This window comes from Pseudomonas tritici (assembly GCF_014268275.3).
GTDB classification, from domain to species: Bacteria; Pseudomonadota; Gammaproteobacteria; order Pseudomonadales; family Pseudomonadaceae; genus Aquipseudomonas; species Aquipseudomonas tritici.
Window position 1 is genome coordinate 3943014 of record NZ_CP077084.1, and the last position, 14162, is coordinate 3957175.

At 61.8% G+C, this 14162-nt stretch carries 18 protein-coding genes; 14 read left to right on the plus strand and 4 right to left on the minus strand.

The window, feature by feature from the left end:
• Nucleotides 1-203: 203 nt before the first annotated feature.
• The 4 genes from HU722_RS17745 (at nt 204) to HU722_RS17760 (ending at nt 5038) form a co-directional block, all read left to right on the plus strand.
• Nucleotides 204-2957 carry a response regulator gene (locus HU722_RS17745; protein WP_065881915.1) on the plus strand — a complete coding sequence of 918 codons (2754 nt, stop codon included), beginning with the start codon at nt 204-206 and terminating at the stop codon, nt 2955-2957.
• 178 nt (nt 2958-3135) lie between these two features.
• Nucleotides 3136-4125, plus strand: coding sequence for a 2-hydroxyacid dehydrogenase (locus HU722_RS17750; protein ID WP_065890781.1), 990 nt, complete (start codon nt 3136-3138; stop codon nt 4123-4125).
• 71 nt (nt 4126-4196) lie between these two features.
• Nucleotides 4197-4637: a hypothetical protein gene (locus HU722_RS17755; RefSeq protein ID WP_065872093.1), complete on the plus strand. Its 441-nt coding sequence runs from the start codon at nt 4197-4199 to the stop codon at nt 4635-4637.
• Nucleotides 4634-5038, plus strand: a complete 405-nt coding sequence (locus tag HU722_RS17760; RefSeq protein WP_065890780.1) for an META domain-containing protein — start codon at nt 4634-4636, stop codon at nt 5036-5038. The genes HU722_RS17755 and HU722_RS17760 overlap by 4 nt, the downstream gene beginning before the upstream one ends.
• A 112-nt stretch (nt 5039-5150) precedes the next feature.
• On the opposite strand, the gene HU722_RS17765 is transcribed toward HU722_RS17760, so the two are convergent.
• Nucleotides 5151-5612: a TlpA disulfide reductase family protein gene (locus HU722_RS17765; RefSeq protein ID WP_049712698.1), complete on the minus strand. Its 462-nt coding sequence runs from the start codon at nt 5610-5612 to the stop codon at nt 5151-5153.
• Between the two features lie 115 nt (nt 5613-5727).
• On the opposite strand from HU722_RS17765, the gene arsC reads away from it, so the two are divergent.
• The 3 genes from arsC to HU722_RS17780 are packed head-to-tail and all read left to right on the plus strand — an operon-like array spanning nt 5728 to nt 7095.
• Nucleotides 5728-6081, plus strand: coding sequence for an arsenate reductase (glutaredoxin) (gene arsC / locus HU722_RS17770; RefSeq protein ID WP_065881911.1), 354 nt, complete (start codon nt 5728-5730; stop codon nt 6079-6081).
• Nucleotides 6078-6692, plus strand: coding sequence for an NAD(P)H:quinone oxidoreductase (wrbA, locus tag HU722_RS17775; protein ID WP_065890779.1), 615 nt, complete (start codon nt 6078-6080; stop codon nt 6690-6692). Before arsC ends, wrbA begins: the two co-directional genes overlap by 4 nt.
• Nucleotides 6676-7095, plus strand: coding sequence for a DUF2069 domain-containing protein (locus HU722_RS17780; protein ID WP_065881909.1), 420 nt, complete (start codon nt 6676-6678; stop codon nt 7093-7095). The genes wrbA and HU722_RS17780 overlap by 17 nt, the downstream gene beginning before the upstream one ends.
• Before the next feature lie 88 nt (nt 7096-7183).
• On the opposite strand, the gene HU722_RS17785 is transcribed toward HU722_RS17780, so the two are convergent.
• Together HU722_RS17785 and ttcA are read right to left on the minus strand one after the other, a co-directional pair.
• Nucleotides 7184-7855 carry a DNA-3-methyladenine glycosylase I gene (locus HU722_RS17785; RefSeq protein WP_065872088.1) on the minus strand — a complete coding sequence of 224 codons (672 nt, stop codon included), beginning with the start codon at nt 7853-7855 and terminating at the stop codon, nt 7184-7186.
• 67 nt (nt 7856-7922) lie between these two features.
• Complete coding sequence (ttcA, locus tag HU722_RS17790) at nt 7923-8747, minus strand: tRNA 2-thiocytidine(32) synthetase TtcA (RefSeq protein WP_065890778.1); 825 nt, start codon at nt 8745-8747, stop codon at nt 7923-7925.
• Between the two features lie 364 nt (nt 8748-9111).
• Between ttcA and HU722_RS17795 the strand changes: the two genes are divergently transcribed.
• Both HU722_RS17795 and HU722_RS17800 read left to right on the plus strand, forming a co-directional pair.
• Nucleotides 9112-9714 (plus strand): Yip1 family protein, encoded by a 603-nt coding sequence (locus HU722_RS17795; RefSeq protein ID WP_065872086.1) that lies wholly within the window; start codon nt 9112-9114, stop codon nt 9712-9714.
• A gap of 128 nt (nt 9715-9842) precedes the next feature.
• The gene (locus tag HU722_RS17800; protein WP_065872224.1) at nt 9843-10337 is read left to right on the plus strand and encodes a SprT family zinc-dependent metalloprotease; all 495 of its coding nucleotides are present in this window, start codon (nt 9843-9845) and stop codon (nt 10335-10337) included.
• A 92-nt stretch (nt 10338-10429) separates the two neighbouring features.
• Here HU722_RS17800 and HU722_RS17805 read toward each other — a convergent pair whose 3' ends face one another.
• A complete protein-coding gene (locus tag HU722_RS17805; protein ID WP_065890777.1) occupies nt 10430-11611 on the minus strand; it encodes a CaiB/BaiF CoA transferase family protein in 1182 nt (393 codons plus the stop codon).
• A gap of 157 nt (nt 11612-11768) precedes the next feature.
• Here HU722_RS17805 and tusD point away from each other — a divergent pair, with 157 nt between their 5' ends.
• The 5 genes from tusD to HU722_RS17830 are packed head-to-tail and all read left to right on the plus strand — an operon-like array spanning nt 11769 to nt 14121.
• Nucleotides 11769-12161, plus strand: a complete 393-nt coding sequence (gene tusD / locus HU722_RS17810; protein WP_065890776.1) for a sulfurtransferase complex subunit TusD — start codon at nt 11769-11771, stop codon at nt 12159-12161.
• A 1-nt stretch (nt 12162) separates the two neighbouring features.
• Nucleotides 12163-12513: a sulfurtransferase complex subunit TusC gene (tusC, locus tag HU722_RS17815; protein WP_065890775.1), complete on the plus strand. Its 351-nt coding sequence runs from the start codon at nt 12163-12165 to the stop codon at nt 12511-12513.
• A complete protein-coding gene (tusB, locus tag HU722_RS17820) occupies nt 12513-12791 on the plus strand; it encodes a sulfurtransferase complex subunit TusB (RefSeq protein WP_065872082.1) in 279 nt (92 codons plus the stop codon). Before tusC ends, tusB begins: the two co-directional genes overlap by 1 nt.
• Nucleotides 12788-13123: a TusE/DsrC/DsvC family sulfur relay protein gene (locus tag HU722_RS17825; protein WP_065872081.1), complete on the plus strand. Its 336-nt coding sequence runs from the start codon at nt 12788-12790 to the stop codon at nt 13121-13123. Before tusB ends, HU722_RS17825 begins: the two co-directional genes overlap by 4 nt.
• A complete protein-coding gene (locus tag HU722_RS17830; RefSeq protein WP_065890774.1) occupies nt 13120-14121 on the plus strand; it encodes a glycosyl transferase family protein in 1002 nt (333 codons plus the stop codon). Before HU722_RS17825 ends, HU722_RS17830 begins: the two co-directional genes overlap by 4 nt.
• Nucleotides 14122-14162 lie beyond the last annotated feature (41 nt).

Genomic DNA, 14162 nt, shown 5'->3' on the forward strand with positions numbered 1-14162 from the left:
GTATCTGCAAGTCATTCTCAATGGCCGATTATTCAAGATTGCCTTGCCGCAGGCAATCGCCACCGGGCGCCAAATGACTTCAAGATTGCCGTATGTCATTAATTTGCAAGATTCCACGCCGCGCAAATGGCTACACTGCGCAGGTGGCGCGGGCCGGATGCCCGTGCCGATCATAGATATCAATGTGGTAGCAGGAGAGTAGCGTGCTGACAAGAATGGGGATAAAAGGCCGCGTACTGTTGCTGACCTTATTACCGACCAGCCTGATGGCCTCGTTGCTGGGGGGCTACTTCACCTGGATGCAGCTCTCGGAACTGCAGACCCAATTGCTGCAACGCGGCGAAATGATCGCGGAGCAATTGGCTCCGCTGGTGGCGCCGGCCCTGAGCGCCCGCAACACCGACCTGCTGGAGCGCATCGCCACTCAATCCCTGGAGCAGCCGGACGTGCGCACCGTGGCGTTCCTCAGTCCGGACCGCATCTCCCTGGCCCATGCGGGCCCGACCATGCTCAACCAGGCGCCCATCGGCAACAGTTCCCATTTGTTGCAGCGCACCGGCAATGACGCCACCCGCTACCTGCTGCCGGTGTTTGGTCGTCATCGCAACCTTGCGGGCGACCTGATCCCGGATGAAGCCGACCGCCTGCTGGGCTGGGTCGAGGTGGAACTCTCCCACAACGGCATGTTGCTGCGCGGCTACCGCAGCCTGTTCGCCAGCCTGCTGCTGATCGCCATCGGCTTGATCTGCACCGCGGCATTGGCTTTGCGCATCAGCCGCACGATCAACTCGCCAATCGGCCAGATCAAGCAGGCGGTGGCCCAACTCAAGGACGGCAACCTGCAAACCCGCTTGCCTGCGTTGGGCAGCCAGGAGCTGGACCAGCTCGCGTCGGGCATCAACCGCATGGCCGAGACCCTGCAGAACGCCCAGGAAGAACTGCAACACAGCATCGACCAGGCCACCGAAGACGTGCGCCAGAACCTGGAAACCATCGAGATCCAGAACATCGAGCTGGACCTGGCGCGTAAGGAAGCCCTGGAGGCCAGCCGCATCAAGTCGGAGTTCCTGGCCAACATGAGCCATGAGATCCGCACGCCGCTCAACGGTATCCTCGGCTTTACTCACCTGCTGCAAAAAAGCGAACTGACCCCACGCCAGCTCGATTACCTGGGCACCATCGAAAAGTCCGCCGACAACCTGCTGGGCATCATCAACGAGATCCTCGATTTTTCGAAAATCGAAGCCGGCAAGCTGGTGCTCGACAGCATCCCGTTCAACCTGCGCGATTTGCTGCAGGACACCCTGACCATCCTCGCTCCCGCCGCCCATGCCAAACAGCTGGAGCTGGTCAGCCTCGTCTACCGCGACACGCCGCTGGCGCTGGTCGGCGACCCGCTGCGCCTGAAGCAGATCCTGACCAACCTGATCAGCAACGCGATCAAGTTCACCCGTGAAGGCACCATCGTGGCCAGGGCGATGATCGAGGACGAGCAGGAAGACAGCGTGCAACTGCGCATCAGCGTGCAGGACACCGGCATCGGCCTGTCCAGCCAGGACGTGCGCGCGTTGTTCCAGGCGTTCAGCCAGGCCGATAACTCACTGTCGCGCCAGCCCGGCGGCACCGGGTTGGGCCTGGTGATTTCCAAGCGCCTGATCGAGCAGATGGGCGGTGAAATCGGCGTCGACAGTACGCCGGGCGAAGGTTCGGAGTTCTGGATCAGCCTGAACCTGCCCAAGACCCGTGACGATGTCGAGGATTTGCCTTGCGCGCCGCTGCTCGGCCGTCGCGTGGCGGTGCTGGAAAACCATGAACTGGCGCGCCAGGCGCTGCAACATCAGTTGGAAGACTGCGGCCTGGAAGTTACCCCGTTCAACAGTCTGGAAAGCCTGACCAACGGCATCACCAGTGCCCATCAGACCGATCAGGCGATTGACCTGGCGGTACTTGGCGTAACCGCCAATGACATCCCGCCCGAGCGCCTCAACCAGCATCTATGGGACCTTGAGCACCTGGGCTGCAAGGTGCTGGTGCTGTGCCCCACCACTGAACAGATGCTGTTCAACCAGTCCGTACCCAACCCCAATAGCCAATTGCAGGCCAAGCCGGCGTGTACGCGCAAGCTGCGCCGCGCGCTGTCCGACCTGATCAGCCCGCGACCATCGCGCAGCGAACCGGGCGAGCCGCTGTCCAGCCGGGCGCCGCGCGTATTGTGCGTGGATGACAACCCGGCGAACCTGCTGCTGGTCCAAACCCTGCTGGAAGACATGGGCGCGCGGGTGCGTGCAGTGGAAAGCGGGTATGCGGCCGTCGACGCCGTGAAACAGGACACTTTCGACCTGGTGCTGATGGACGTGCAAATGCCTGGCATGGACGGCCGCCAAAGCACCGAGGCGATCCGCCAGTGGGAAAGCGAGCGCAGCGGCACGCCATTGCCGGTGGTCGCCCTCACCGCCCACGCCATGGCCAACGAAAAGCGCGCCTTGCTGCAAAGCGGCATGGACGACTACCTGACCAAACCCATCAGCGAACGGCAACTGGCCCAAGTGGTGTTGAAATGGACCGGCCTGGCCCTGCGTAACCAAGGCCCGGAACGCCCAACGGACGGCCTCGGCCCTGGCGTGAAATTGCCGGTGCTCGACCATGAAGAGGGCCTGCGCCTGGCCGCCGGCAAGGCTGACCTGGCGGCGGACATGCTCGCCATGTTGCTGGCCTCCCTGGAAGCCGACCGCCTGGCCATCACCATCGCCCGCGAAGCCAATGACAACAACGCCCTGATCGAACGTGTGCACCGCCTGCACGGCGCAACCCGTTACTGCGGCGTACCGCAACTGCGTGCCGCCTGCCACCGCGCCGAGACCCTGCTCAAACAGGACGACGCCAAGGCCCTGCACGCGCTGGACGAACTGGACATGGCGATTGCCCGGCTGGCGAGTGAAGCAAGGGTCAATGCCTAATGCTCCGCTTTGGATCTGCTTTTGATCTTAATCTCAGGCGCCCCGTCAACCACGCTGGCCGCTTACTTTTGGGTCTTTCCAAACCCCCGTCGCCTGACAGGCCGTAATCGCAGGCAAGCCAGCTCCCACAGGGTTTATGTATTTATTCAGTCAGTCAGTTAGTGCAGAGAGCATTCCAATGCGCGTCATTCTTTTCAGTAGCCAGACCTACGACCGCGACAGTTTTCTCGGCGAACCGCTGCCACCCGGCCTGGAGCTGCAATTCCAGCCTGCACGGCTCAACCTCGACACCGTGGCCCTGACCGAGCATCACGAAGTGGTGTGCGCCTTCATCAATGACGACCTCAGCGCCGCGGTGCTGGAGCACTTGGCCAAGGGCGGTACGCGGTTGATCGCCCTGCGCTCGGCGGGCTACAACCATGTGGACCTGGCCGCCGCCAAGCGCCTGGGCCTGACCATCGTGCGCGTGCCGGCCTACTCGCCCCACGCGGTGGCCGAACACGCGGTCGCACTGATCCTCGCCCTCAACCGCCGCCTGCATCGCGCCTACAATCGCACCCGCGACGGCGACTTCAGCCTGCATGGCCTCACCGGTTTCGACCTGGTGGGCAAGACCGTCGGCGTGGTCGGCACCGGGCAGATCGGCGCGACGTTCGCCAAGATAATGGCCGGTTTCGGTTGCCAACTGCTCGCCTACGACCCCTTCCCAAACCCGCAGGTCCTGGCCTTGGGGGCGCGCTACGTGAGCCTGCCTGAGTTGCTGGCCCAAGCGCAGATCATCAGCCTGCACTGCCCGCTGACCGCCGACAGTAAACACTTGATCAACGCCTGCTCGCTGGCACAGATGCAGCCGGGTGCGATGCTGATCAACACCGGTCGCGGGGGGTTGGTCGACACCCCGGCACTGATCGAGGCACTCAAGGAGGGCCAACTCGGCTACCTCGGGCTGGATGTGTATGAGGAGGAAGCGCAGCTGTTTTTCGAGGACCGCTCCGACCTGCCCCTGCAAGATGACGTACTCGCGCGTCTGCTGACCTTTCCCAATGTGATCATCACCGCGCACCAGGCATTTCTTACCCGCGAAGCCCTGGCGGCCATCGCCGGCACCACCTTGGCCAACATTGCCGCATGGGCCGATGGCCGGGCGCAGAACCTTGTCGAAGGATGATCAGCGGTCACATACCAGGCTCATGATAGGCCAGCACCCGTGATAGGATGCCGCGCCTATTTGGAGGATCCATGGCCGAACACGATTTCCGCTTCAGTTTGCTGAGCCCGCAACACACCCTGATCGAATGCCGCGCCCTGGTGCCGGGCCGTTACCAGGTGACTGGCAACGGTGGTTCGATCAAGCATGGCGACGTGCTGATCGTCACCCTGCGTGGCAGTAAAACCCTGTCGATGCGCCTTACCGTCGAAGGTGACGCACGCTACTCCATCCGCCCGGCCGGCCAATGGGTCGCCATGGCCCAGGGGCCGAAATTCGGCGAGTTGGAGATTCACACCTGGAAGGTCAACTGCGACAGCTGCGATGCGGTGCTGGAGTTCGAGTTTGCGGTGGAAACCAAGCTGACCAAAGAACCCCTGCAACCGGCCGCCAACGCGCGCATTGCCGAGTTGGGCTGGGCCAGCGAAGGCGACAAGCACCGCTGCCCGAAATGCCAAAAGGCCGCGCAATGAGAGGCCTGCTCTTGCTCGCCGCCCTCGGGGCGGCCCTGACGGGTTGCGCCGGGGACGCGGTCAAGCTCAAGCGGGATCATAGCTACGTGGTGGAATGGATTGGTGAGCGGCCGTTGATGGATTACGCGCACCTGACCGTCACCCTCGGCACCGATGGCCGCGCCTACGGCAATGGCGGTTGCAACCACTGGTTTGCGCCGTACACCGTCGAAGGCGACAAGATCAGCTTCGGCAAGATCGGCAGCACCCGCAAGCTGTGCGCCGAAGCCTTGATGGAGCAGGAACACCGCTTCTTCCAGGCCCTGCAGGGGGTGCAGCGCTGGGATATCTCACCGATTGACCAAACGCGCTTCTGGCCGGCCGAGGGCAAGCCGATTCGCCTGTGGCTGGAAGAAGGCTGATTTCACTGCGGATTGGCTTTTCTGTGGGAGCTGGCTTGCCTGCGATCACATCGACTCGGTACCACAGACACATTGAGTCGCCTGCATCGCAGGCAAGCCAGCGCCTACCAAATCAGCCGCGTAAAGCCTTGAGCTTAGCCAACACCCCTTCCGCCGTCTGCTCACCCATCAGCTGCTCGCGCACCTTGCCCTTGTCATCAATGATGTAGGTCACCGGCAACGCTTCGCTGCGCGGGATATCAAAAATCCCCTCCGGGTTCTGCGCCAGCACGGTGAACTTGATGCCCAGTTTGTCACTGGCGGCTTTCAGCTCTTCACCCTGCACGTTGTCGAAATTGACCCCGAACACCCCTACGTTCTGCGCCTTCAGCTGTTCGGCCAAGGCATTGAGCTCAGGAATTTCCGTGCGGCACGGGCCACACCATTCGGCCCAGTAATTGACCACCAGCCACTGTTTGTCCAAGCGTTCGGCCGCCACTTTCTGGCCATACTGGTCAACGCCGTAGTCATTACCGCAGCCGCTGAGCAGCAGGGTTGTGATGATCGCCAATGCACCGATCAGTCGCCTAGTCATGGGGTAATCCTTCGCAAAAATGAACGTTGACTGCGACCTATCGCCTCTTACGGTTTAAGGACGGGCCGCAGCGCGGGTAGAATACCCGCCACCTTACGCAAGATGCGACCCGCACATGACCGATCTGACGCTTTATCACAACCCGCGCTGCTCGAAATCCCGCGGTGCGCTGGAATTGCTCGAAGCCCGCGGCCTCACCCCGACCGTGGTGCGCTACCTCGAAACCCCGCTGAACGCCGCGCAGCTGAAAGCATTGCTCGGCAAGCTGGGCATCAGCGCGCGCCAACTGCTGCGCACCGGCGAAGACGAATACAAGACCCTCAACCTGGCCGACGCCAGCCTCAGCGAAGCGCAATTGATCGCCGCCATCGCCGAGCATCCGAAGCTGATGGAACGCCCGATCCTCGAGACCACCAATAAAGCCATCATTGGCCGTCCGCCAGAGAACGTGCTGGAGATCCTGCCGTGAGTGCCCCGTATGTGCTGGTCTTGTACTACAGCCGTAACGGCTCGGTCAGCGAAATGGCCCGGCACATTGCCCGGGGCATCGAACAAGGCGCAATGGAGGCCCGACTGCGCACCGTGCCGGCGATCTCCACCGAGTGCGAAGCCGTCGCGCCGAGCATTCCGGACGAAGGCGCACTGTATGCCAGCCTCGATGACCTGAAAAACTGCTCGGGCCTGGCCCTGGGCAGCCCGACCCGCTTCGGCAACATGGCCGCGCCGCTCAAGTACTTTATCGACGGCACCAGCAACCTGTGGCTCACCGGCGCCCTCGTCGGCAAGCCGGCCGGGGTGTTTACCTCCACCGCCAGCCTGCATGGCGGCCAGGAAACCACGCTGATGTCGATGCTGTTGCCGCTGTTGCACCACGGCATGTTGATCACCGGCCTGCCCTACAGCGAACAGGCATTGCTCGACACCCAAGGCGGCGGCACGCCGTATGGCGCCAGCCACCATGCCGGGCCTGACGGCAAGCGCATGCTCGATCAACACGAAATCACGCTGTGCCGCGCCTTGGGCCTGCGCCTGGCTATAACCGCTAGGTTGCTGGAGAACGGCCGTGGCCAGGAAGCCTAAGGTCCTGCCCTCCCAGGCGTGGCTGGCGCCACGGGTCAAGGTGGCGCGCACGCTGAGCCTGTTGGCGTTTTTGGGCTTGGTGGGGTTGCTCTGCGTTTACTACCTGTTCGTCGCCGACCTGCACGGCGCGCGGCCGTGGGTGATCCTGCTGATCGAACTGGTGCCGCTGCTGGTGCTGGCGCCCGGCATGCTGCAAGGCAGCGCGCGCGGGCATTCGTGGATGTGTTTTGTGGTGAACCTGTATTTCATCAAAGGCGCGCTGGCGGCGTACGACCCGAACCGGCAGTGGTTCGGGGTGTTGGAGATGCTGGCGAGCCTGGCGGTGTTTTGTACGGCGTTGTTGTACGTGCGGTGGCGGCATCAGTTGAATCGGCGGTTGGCGGCAGGTCCTTTGCCGGCCTGACGTCCGCTATCGCAGGCAAGCCAGCTCCCACATTTGGAATGCATTCCCCTGTGGGAGCTGGCTTGCCTGCGATGGCCTCACCTCGGTCTCAATGATTCACCGTATAGGCCAACATCATCGACAACTGACACATCGGCCGCCCGCTCTCGGCATGCCACTGGTTGAACGCCCCCTGCACCGCCGCCAGGTCGCGCAGGCTGGTCGGCGCCTTGTCGACGATTTTCTGCGCGTTCAACGCCGCGACCACGTCATAACTCGGCACAAACGTGTCCTTGCCCACCATGCGCAAAAAGCGCGGCGCTGACAGCCCGCCCAGTTGGTGGCCGTGCTTGCTCAGGTACTTCCACAGCCCAACGATATCGGTCACCGGCCAATCGGCGACAAACGCACCAAAGCTGCCTTTCTCCTGCTCAATGTCGAGGATCATCTGCGCATTGCGCGGCACGCTCTTGAGCTTGCCCAGGTGGCGGATGATTCGCGTGTCCTGCATCAACCGCTCCAGGTGTTCGGCGCCCATCAGCACGACTTTTTCCGGATCGAAGCCGAAGAACACTTGCTCGAACGCCGGCCACTTGGCGTCTACCACGCTGTGCTTCAAACCCGCGCGAAATACCCGCAGCGCCAATGTCGACAGGTAGCGGTCATCACTGATCTTGCGTAACTGCGCCGGGGTCTTGGGTACAGGCAGGTGGGCTTCCAGCTCGGCCGCCGAACCGAAGCGGTTCAGACAATATTCGTGCAGCCACTTGTAATCGCGCATGCCCTCTCCTGGGATTCGAATTGAAAACGGCGCCCGCGAGCGCCGTGTGTCAGAGCATTGAACAGGCTCAGAGGTTCACAACATTAACGAAGCGCGAAGCGGCGCTCTCATCAATTTTCAGGCTGGTGAAGTCGAACAGGCTGCGGTCGGCCAACTGCGACGGCTGCACGTTCTGCAGGCTGCGGAAGATACTTTCGGTGCGACCGGGCGTCTTGCGCTCCCAGTCCAGCAGCATCTCCTTGACCACCTGGCGCTGCAGGTTTTCCTGGGAGCCACACAGGTTGCACGGGATGATCGGGAATTGCTTGAGGTCGGAGTAGGCCTGGATGTCCTTCTCGTTGCAATACGCCAGCGGGCGGATTACCACGTTGCGCCCGTCATCGGCGCGCAGCTTGGGTGGCATGGCTTTGAGCGAGCCATTGAAGAACATATTGAGGAAGAAGGTTTCGACGATGTCATCGCGATGATGACCCAGGGCCATCTTGGTCGCGCCGATCTCATCGGCGAAGGTGTACAGCGTGCCACGGCGCAGGCGCGAGCACAGCGAGCAGGTGGTCTTGCCTTCCGGGATCAGTTCCTTGACCACCGAATAGGTGTCTTTTTCGACGATGTGGTAATCGACGCCCAACGCCTTGAGGTAGGCCGGCAGCACATGCTCGGGGAAGCCCGGTTGTTTCTGGTCCATGTTGACGGCAACGATCTCAAACGTGATCGGCGCGACCTTTTGCAGGTGCAGCAGCACATCAAGCAAGGTGTAGCTGTCTTTGCCGCCGGAGAGGCAGACCATGACCTTGTCGCCGTCCTCGATCATGTTGAAATCGGCGACCGCTTCACCGGCCAGGCGACGCAGGCGTTTTTGCAGTTTGTTCTGGTTGACCGTAAGAGTGCCCATGGCGCTTGGATCCGCTGGAGGTGTGTGACGAAAAGCCGGGTATTTTACCGTTATGAGCGACCGAGTTCCAATGTGGGAGCTGGCTTGCCTGCGATAGCGGTGGGCCAGTTAACGTATCGGTTTCTGACAGGTCGCCATCGCAGGCAAGCCAGCTCCCACAGTCGACCGAGTGGCGCCTGACAGACCTCACCGCGATTAAGCCCAATGTTTACAGCGCAATTTGCTCTAAAGGCCCTACAGTTATTCCGGGCATCTCTTCCTATACTGCGACTAGAGGTCGCACAGCTATCCGGGACCTTTGAGGCCATTTGGCCCGTGGGCGCTCCGATGGGGGGCGATGGCAATAACGACAGGAGTGACCGGCATGATCCATCACGTCGTGGGGCTTTTTACCCATCCCGACCAGGAATGGCGGGAAATTCGTGGCGATAAAGAAGAAAGCATCAGCCACATGTACCTCACTCACACACTGATTCTCGCGGCGATCCCCGCCGTATCAGCCTTTATCGGTACCACCCAGGTTGGCTGGGTCATCGGCAACCGCTCGCCAGTGATGCTGACCCAGGAAAGCGCCCTGTGGATGACGCTCATGTCCTACGCCGCCATGCTTGGCGGTGTGGCGGTGATGGGCGCGTTCATCCACTGGATGGCGCGTACCTACGACGCCAACCCCAGCATGGCGCGCTGCGTGGCGTTTGCCACCTACACCGCCACGCCGCTGTTTATCGGCGGGCTGGCGGCGCTCTACCCACATATGTGGCTGGGCATGGTCGTGGGCACGGCGGCGATTTGCTACACGGTGTACCTGCTGTACGTGGGGCTGCCGACCTTCATGAACATCGACCCGGATGAGGGTTTCCTGTTTTCCAGCTCGGTGCTGGCCGTAGGCCTAGTGGTACTGGTGGCGATCATGGCGTTTACCGTGATTGTCTGGGGCCTCGGCGTAGGGCCGATCTATACCAACTGATCCGATTAAACCGTAGGAAAGGCCACCGCAAGGTGGCTTTGTGCGTTATGCATGACCATTCGGCGCCTGACAGATTCGGAAACACTCAGCTTTGCGGCATACTGGGGGTCTCTGGAGATATGTACAGCATGCCCGAGCAACTCAATACCCGCGTCGAAGATTGTTTCCAACAAGCCGAATCCTTTTTCAAACGAAGCTTCAAACGCCCCCAGGTCAGCCTCAAGCTGCGGGGCCAGAAGGCCGGTGTCGCGCATTTGCACGAGAACCTGCTGCGCTTCAACCCACAGTTGTACCGTGAAAACAGCCAGCATTTCCTGAAACAGACCGTGGCCCACGAAGTGGCGCACTTGATCGCCCACCAATTGTTCGGCGAGCGCATCCAGCCGCATGGCGAGGAATGGCAATTGATCATGCGCGGGGTTTACGAACTGCCACCTGACCGTTGCCATACGTATGAGGTGAAGCGCCGCCAGGTGACTCGCTATATTTACCGATGCCCGTGTGCCGATAGCGACTTTCCGTTTTCGTCGCAGCGACATGGCATGGTGGCGCAGGGGCGGCGGTATTTGTGTCGGCGGTGTCGGCAGACGTTGGTGTTTACCGGGGAAACTCGGGTGGAGTGAGGGCCTCATCGCAGGCAAGCTAGCTCCCACACTTTGACCGCGCCGCCTATCAAATGTGGGCGCTGGCTTGCCTGCGATAGCGTCAGCTCAGGCTACCCAACCACCTTGGCCTGTCGCAGCTCGCTTATCCGCTGAGCACTAAGCCCCAACTCCGCCAACACTTCATCACTGTGTGCGCCCACTGCAACCCCAATATGCCGAGGCGCTGGCACCCCCTCGGAAAACTTCAGCGGGCACGCCAGTTGCGCCTGGGTCGAACCGTCACCCCGAGGCACCTGGCTGATCAATTCGCGCGCCTTTAACTGCGGATGCTCCACCGCCTCGCTCAGGCTCAGCACCGGTTCGACACAAGCGTCGACCCCGGCAAACAACTCACACAACTCGTCGAAGCTACGCTTTTCAAACTCGACTTTCAGCGCCTGCTTGAGGGACTTTTGCTGCTCCGGCTTGGGCGACAAGCCTTGTGCCGCCAACTCCGGCCGTCCCAGCGTTTCACAGAGTTGTTGCATGAACCCTGGCTCCAAACTGCCCACCGCCATCCAGCGCCCCTCCCGCGAGCGGTAATAGTCGTAGAAACTCCCGCCGTTAAGCACATGGCTCTCCCACTCCGGCTCCACCCCACACGCCAGGTAACCCGCGCCGGCCATGGCATTCAGGCTGAACGAGCAGTCGGTCATGCTCACATCCAGGTATTGGCCGACCCCGCTCTGCTGTCGGGCGATAACAGCCGCTAACAACCCCACCACCGCATGCAGCGACCCTCCTCCCACGTCCGCCAGTTGCACGCCCAACGGCAGCGGCCCACTGTCGGCACGACCGGTGTAGCTGGCCACGCCGGCCAGTGCCAGGTAATTGATATCGTGCCCGGCGCGGTCCTTATAGGGCCCGGTCTGGCCGTAACCGGTGATAGACACGTAAATCAGCTTTGGGTTGATCGCCTTCAACGCCTCATACCCCAAGCCCAGACGTTCCATCACCCCTGGCCGGAACTGTTCGAGCACGATGTCGTACGCCTTGACCAACGCCCGCACGATCTCCAGCGCTTCAGGCTGCTTGAGGTCAAGCGCCAGGCTGCGCTTATTGCGATTGAGGTAGGCATGGCTCGCCGAAACACCCTGATCATGGGGCAGTAATACCCGCAGCAGGTCCGGGCGCGTGGGCGATTCGATACGCAGCACCTCGGCGCCCATGTCCGCCAGCATCAACGATGCAAACGGGCCCGGCAGCAAGGTGGAAAAATCCAACACTTTGAGGGACGCCAAGGGACCTGACATGGGCACTCCATTTTTGTTTTGAATGCACACAGACTAGGCAGCCTTGCGCTTACCGGCAATCGCCGGAACGGTCACCAACAGTGACCGTTTTGATCACGGCGGGCTTTTTCGTGGCAGCGGCTTTATCATTGCCCCACGTTTGCTTGCAGAGTGTTCCATGAAGTTCGCGATTGCACTGTTTTCCGCCGCCCACGCGCCCTCTTCGCGCCGTGCCCTGCTGTTCGCCCAAGCGGCGTTGGCCGGCGGGCATGAGATTGTGCGGCTGTTTTTCTACCAGGACGGCGTGTACAGCGCGTCCAATAACATCGTTGCGCCCCAGGATGAGCAAGACATCGCCCGCCAATGGCGTGAGTTTGTCAGCCAGCACCAGCTCGACGGCGTGGTGTGCATCGCCGCCGCCTTGCGCCGTGGCGTGCTTAACCAGGAAGAAGCCACGCGCTATCAACGCAGCGCGGTAAACCTGGATACGCCGTGGGCGCTGTCGGGCCTGGGTCAGTTGCATGACGCCGCCCAGGCCGCCGACCGCCTGATCTGCTTTGGAGGGCCGTGACATGTCCAAATCCTTGTTGGTGATCAGCCGCCAGCCGCCATGGTCCGGGCCGAGTGCCCGGGAAGCCTTGGATATCGTCCTGGCCGGTGGCGCCTTCGATCTACCGATTGGCCTGCTGTTCCTTGATGACGGCGTGTTCCAACTGGCGCCGCACCAGGATGCCAAGGCCGTGCAGCAAAAAGACCTCAGCGCCAACTTGCAGGCATTGGGCCTTTTTGGCATCGATGACGTATTTGCCTGCCGCCACAGCCTGGCCGAGCGCGGCCTCGCGCCGCCCGCCAGCGCCCAGCCGCTGGACAGCGAAGCGATCTCCCAGTTGATTGACCGTTACGACCAGGTGATGACCCTCTGATGTCGACTCTCCATGTGGTTTCCCACTCCCCGTTTACCGATAGCCGCCTCGACAGCTGCCTGCGCATCTGTGGCACCAAGGACGCCATCCTGCTCTGCGGCGATGGCGCCTACGCGCTGCACAACCCGGCGCTGCAAACCAAGGGCGTGAAGGTCTTTGTGCTGGCCGAAGACATGCAGGCGCGCCATTTGCCTCTGCCGGACTGGGCCGACAGCGTGGACTACCCAGGTTTCGTGCAGTTGTCGATCGACTACGACAAGGTCAACACCTGGCTATGAACACCCTGACCGTCGGCGCACGCACCCTGGAACTGGACAAGGACGGCTACCTCGTTGACCTGAACGAGTGGTCCGATGAGGTGGCAATCGCCCTGGCCGCCACTGAGACGCTGGAGCTTACCCCGGACCATTGGGAAATCCTCCAGCTGCTGCGCCAGTTCTACGCCGAATTCCAGCTGTCGCCCGCCACCCGCCCGCTGATCAAGTACACCGCCTTGAAGCTGGGCCCGGAAAAGGGCAACAGCCTGCACCTCAACAAACTGTTCAACGGCACTCCCGCCAAACTCGCCGCCAAGCTGGCGGGCCTGCCCAGGCCGACGAATTGCTTATGACCGACTTTGCCCCGCTGCCCCTTGAAACCCCTGCCGAGCACCCGTTTGCGCCGTTCGTGCGCATCCTGGGCAAAGGCAAGCGCGGCGCGCGCAACCTCACCCGCGAGGAAGCCCGCGAAGCCATGGGCATGCTGCTCGACGAAAAAGTCGAAGACACCCAGCTCGGCGCCTTCTTGATGCTGTTGCGCCACAAGGAAGAAAGCCCGGAAGAACTCGCCGGCTTCACCGAAGCCGTGCGCGAACGCCTCAACGCCCCGGCGCTGAACGTGGATGTCGACTGGCCCACCTACGCCGGCAAGAAGCGTCACCTGCCGTGGTACCTGCTTGCCGCCAAGTGCCTGGCACAAAATGGCGTGCGCATCCTGATGCACGGCGGCGGCCCGCATACGGCGGGGCGGCTGTACACCGAGCAATTAGTGGAAACGTTGGAGATTCCGCTGTGCCGTAACTGGCAGCAGGTGGAGACCGCCTATGAGCGAGGCAACCTGGCATTTATCCCACTGGGCGATTGGGCGCCGCAGTTGCAGCGCATGATCGACCTGCGCAACACCCTGGGCCTGCGCTCACCGATCCATTCCCTGGCGCGCCTGCTCAACCCGCTGAATGCGCGGCTTGGCCTGCAAAGCATCTTCCACCCCGGCTACCAGGGCGTGCACCGCGATGCCAGCGGCTTGCTCGGCGACAATGTGATTGTCGTGAAGGGCGATGGCGGCGAAATCGAGATCAACCCCGACTCGGCCAGCCATTTGTACGGCACCACCGGTGGCGAAAGCTGGGACGAGGAATGGCCCGCCCTCTCCGCCCAACGCCACGTCAAACCTGCCACGTTGGAACCCGAACACCTGAAGGCCGTGTGGCGCGGGGATGTCGAAGACAGCTACCCACAACTGGCCCTGATCGCCACCATGGCCCTGGCCTTGCGCGGCTTGGGTCACTCACGGGAACAGGCGTTCGTGGTGGCCCAGCAATACTGGGACGTGCGAGATAAATCGATTTAATCGATCATTCACCTGCAGTCTTTGCGCTTTTAAATCGAACT

Coding starts and splice junctions, on each gene's coding strand:
- arsC (WP_065881911.1), top strand. CDS start 5,728: ATGACCGATCTGACGCTTTATCACAACCCGCGCTGCTCGAAATCCCGC.
- tusD (WP_065890776.1), top strand. CDS start 11,769: ATGAAGTTCGCGATTGCACTGTTTTCCGCCGCCCACGCGCCCTCTTCG.
- HU722_RS17800 (WP_065872224.1), top strand. CDS start 9,843: ATGCCCGAGCAACTCAATACCCGCGTCGAAGATTGTTTCCAACAAGCC.
- HU722_RS17750 (WP_065890781.1), top strand. CDS start 3,136: ATGCGCGTCATTCTTTTCAGTAGCCAGACCTACGACCGCGACAGTTTT.
- HU722_RS17760 (WP_065890780.1), top strand. CDS start 4,634: ATGAGAGGCCTGCTCTTGCTCGCCGCCCTCGGGGCGGCCCTGACGGGT.
- HU722_RS17785 (WP_065872088.1), bottom strand. CDS start 7,855: ATGCGCGATTACAAGTGGCTGCACGAATATTGTCTGAACCGCTTCGGT.
- HU722_RS17830 (WP_065890774.1), top strand. CDS start 13,120: ATGACCGACTTTGCCCCGCTGCCCCTTGAAACCCCTGCCGAGCACCCG.
- tusC (WP_065890775.1), top strand. CDS start 12,163: ATGTCCAAATCCTTGTTGGTGATCAGCCGCCAGCCGCCATGGTCCGGG.
- HU722_RS17755 (WP_065872093.1), top strand. CDS start 4,197: ATGGCCGAACACGATTTCCGCTTCAGTTTGCTGAGCCCGCAACACACC.
- HU722_RS17795 (WP_065872086.1), top strand. CDS start 9,112: ATGATCCATCACGTCGTGGGGCTTTTTACCCATCCCGACCAGGAATGG.
- ttcA (WP_065890778.1), bottom strand. CDS start 8,747: ATGGGCACTCTTACGGTCAACCAGAACAAACTGCAAAAACGCCTGCGT.
- tusB (WP_065872082.1), top strand. CDS start 12,513: ATGTCGACTCTCCATGTGGTTTCCCACTCCCCGTTTACCGATAGCCGC.
- HU722_RS17765 (WP_049712698.1), bottom strand. CDS start 5,612: ATGACTAGGCGACTGATCGGTGCATTGGCGATCATCACAACCCTGCTG.
- HU722_RS17825 (WP_065872081.1), top strand. CDS start 12,788: ATGAACACCCTGACCGTCGGCGCACGCACCCTGGAACTGGACAAGGAC.
- HU722_RS17805 (WP_065890777.1), bottom strand. CDS start 11,611: ATGTCAGGTCCCTTGGCGTCCCTCAAAGTGTTGGATTTTTCCACCTTG.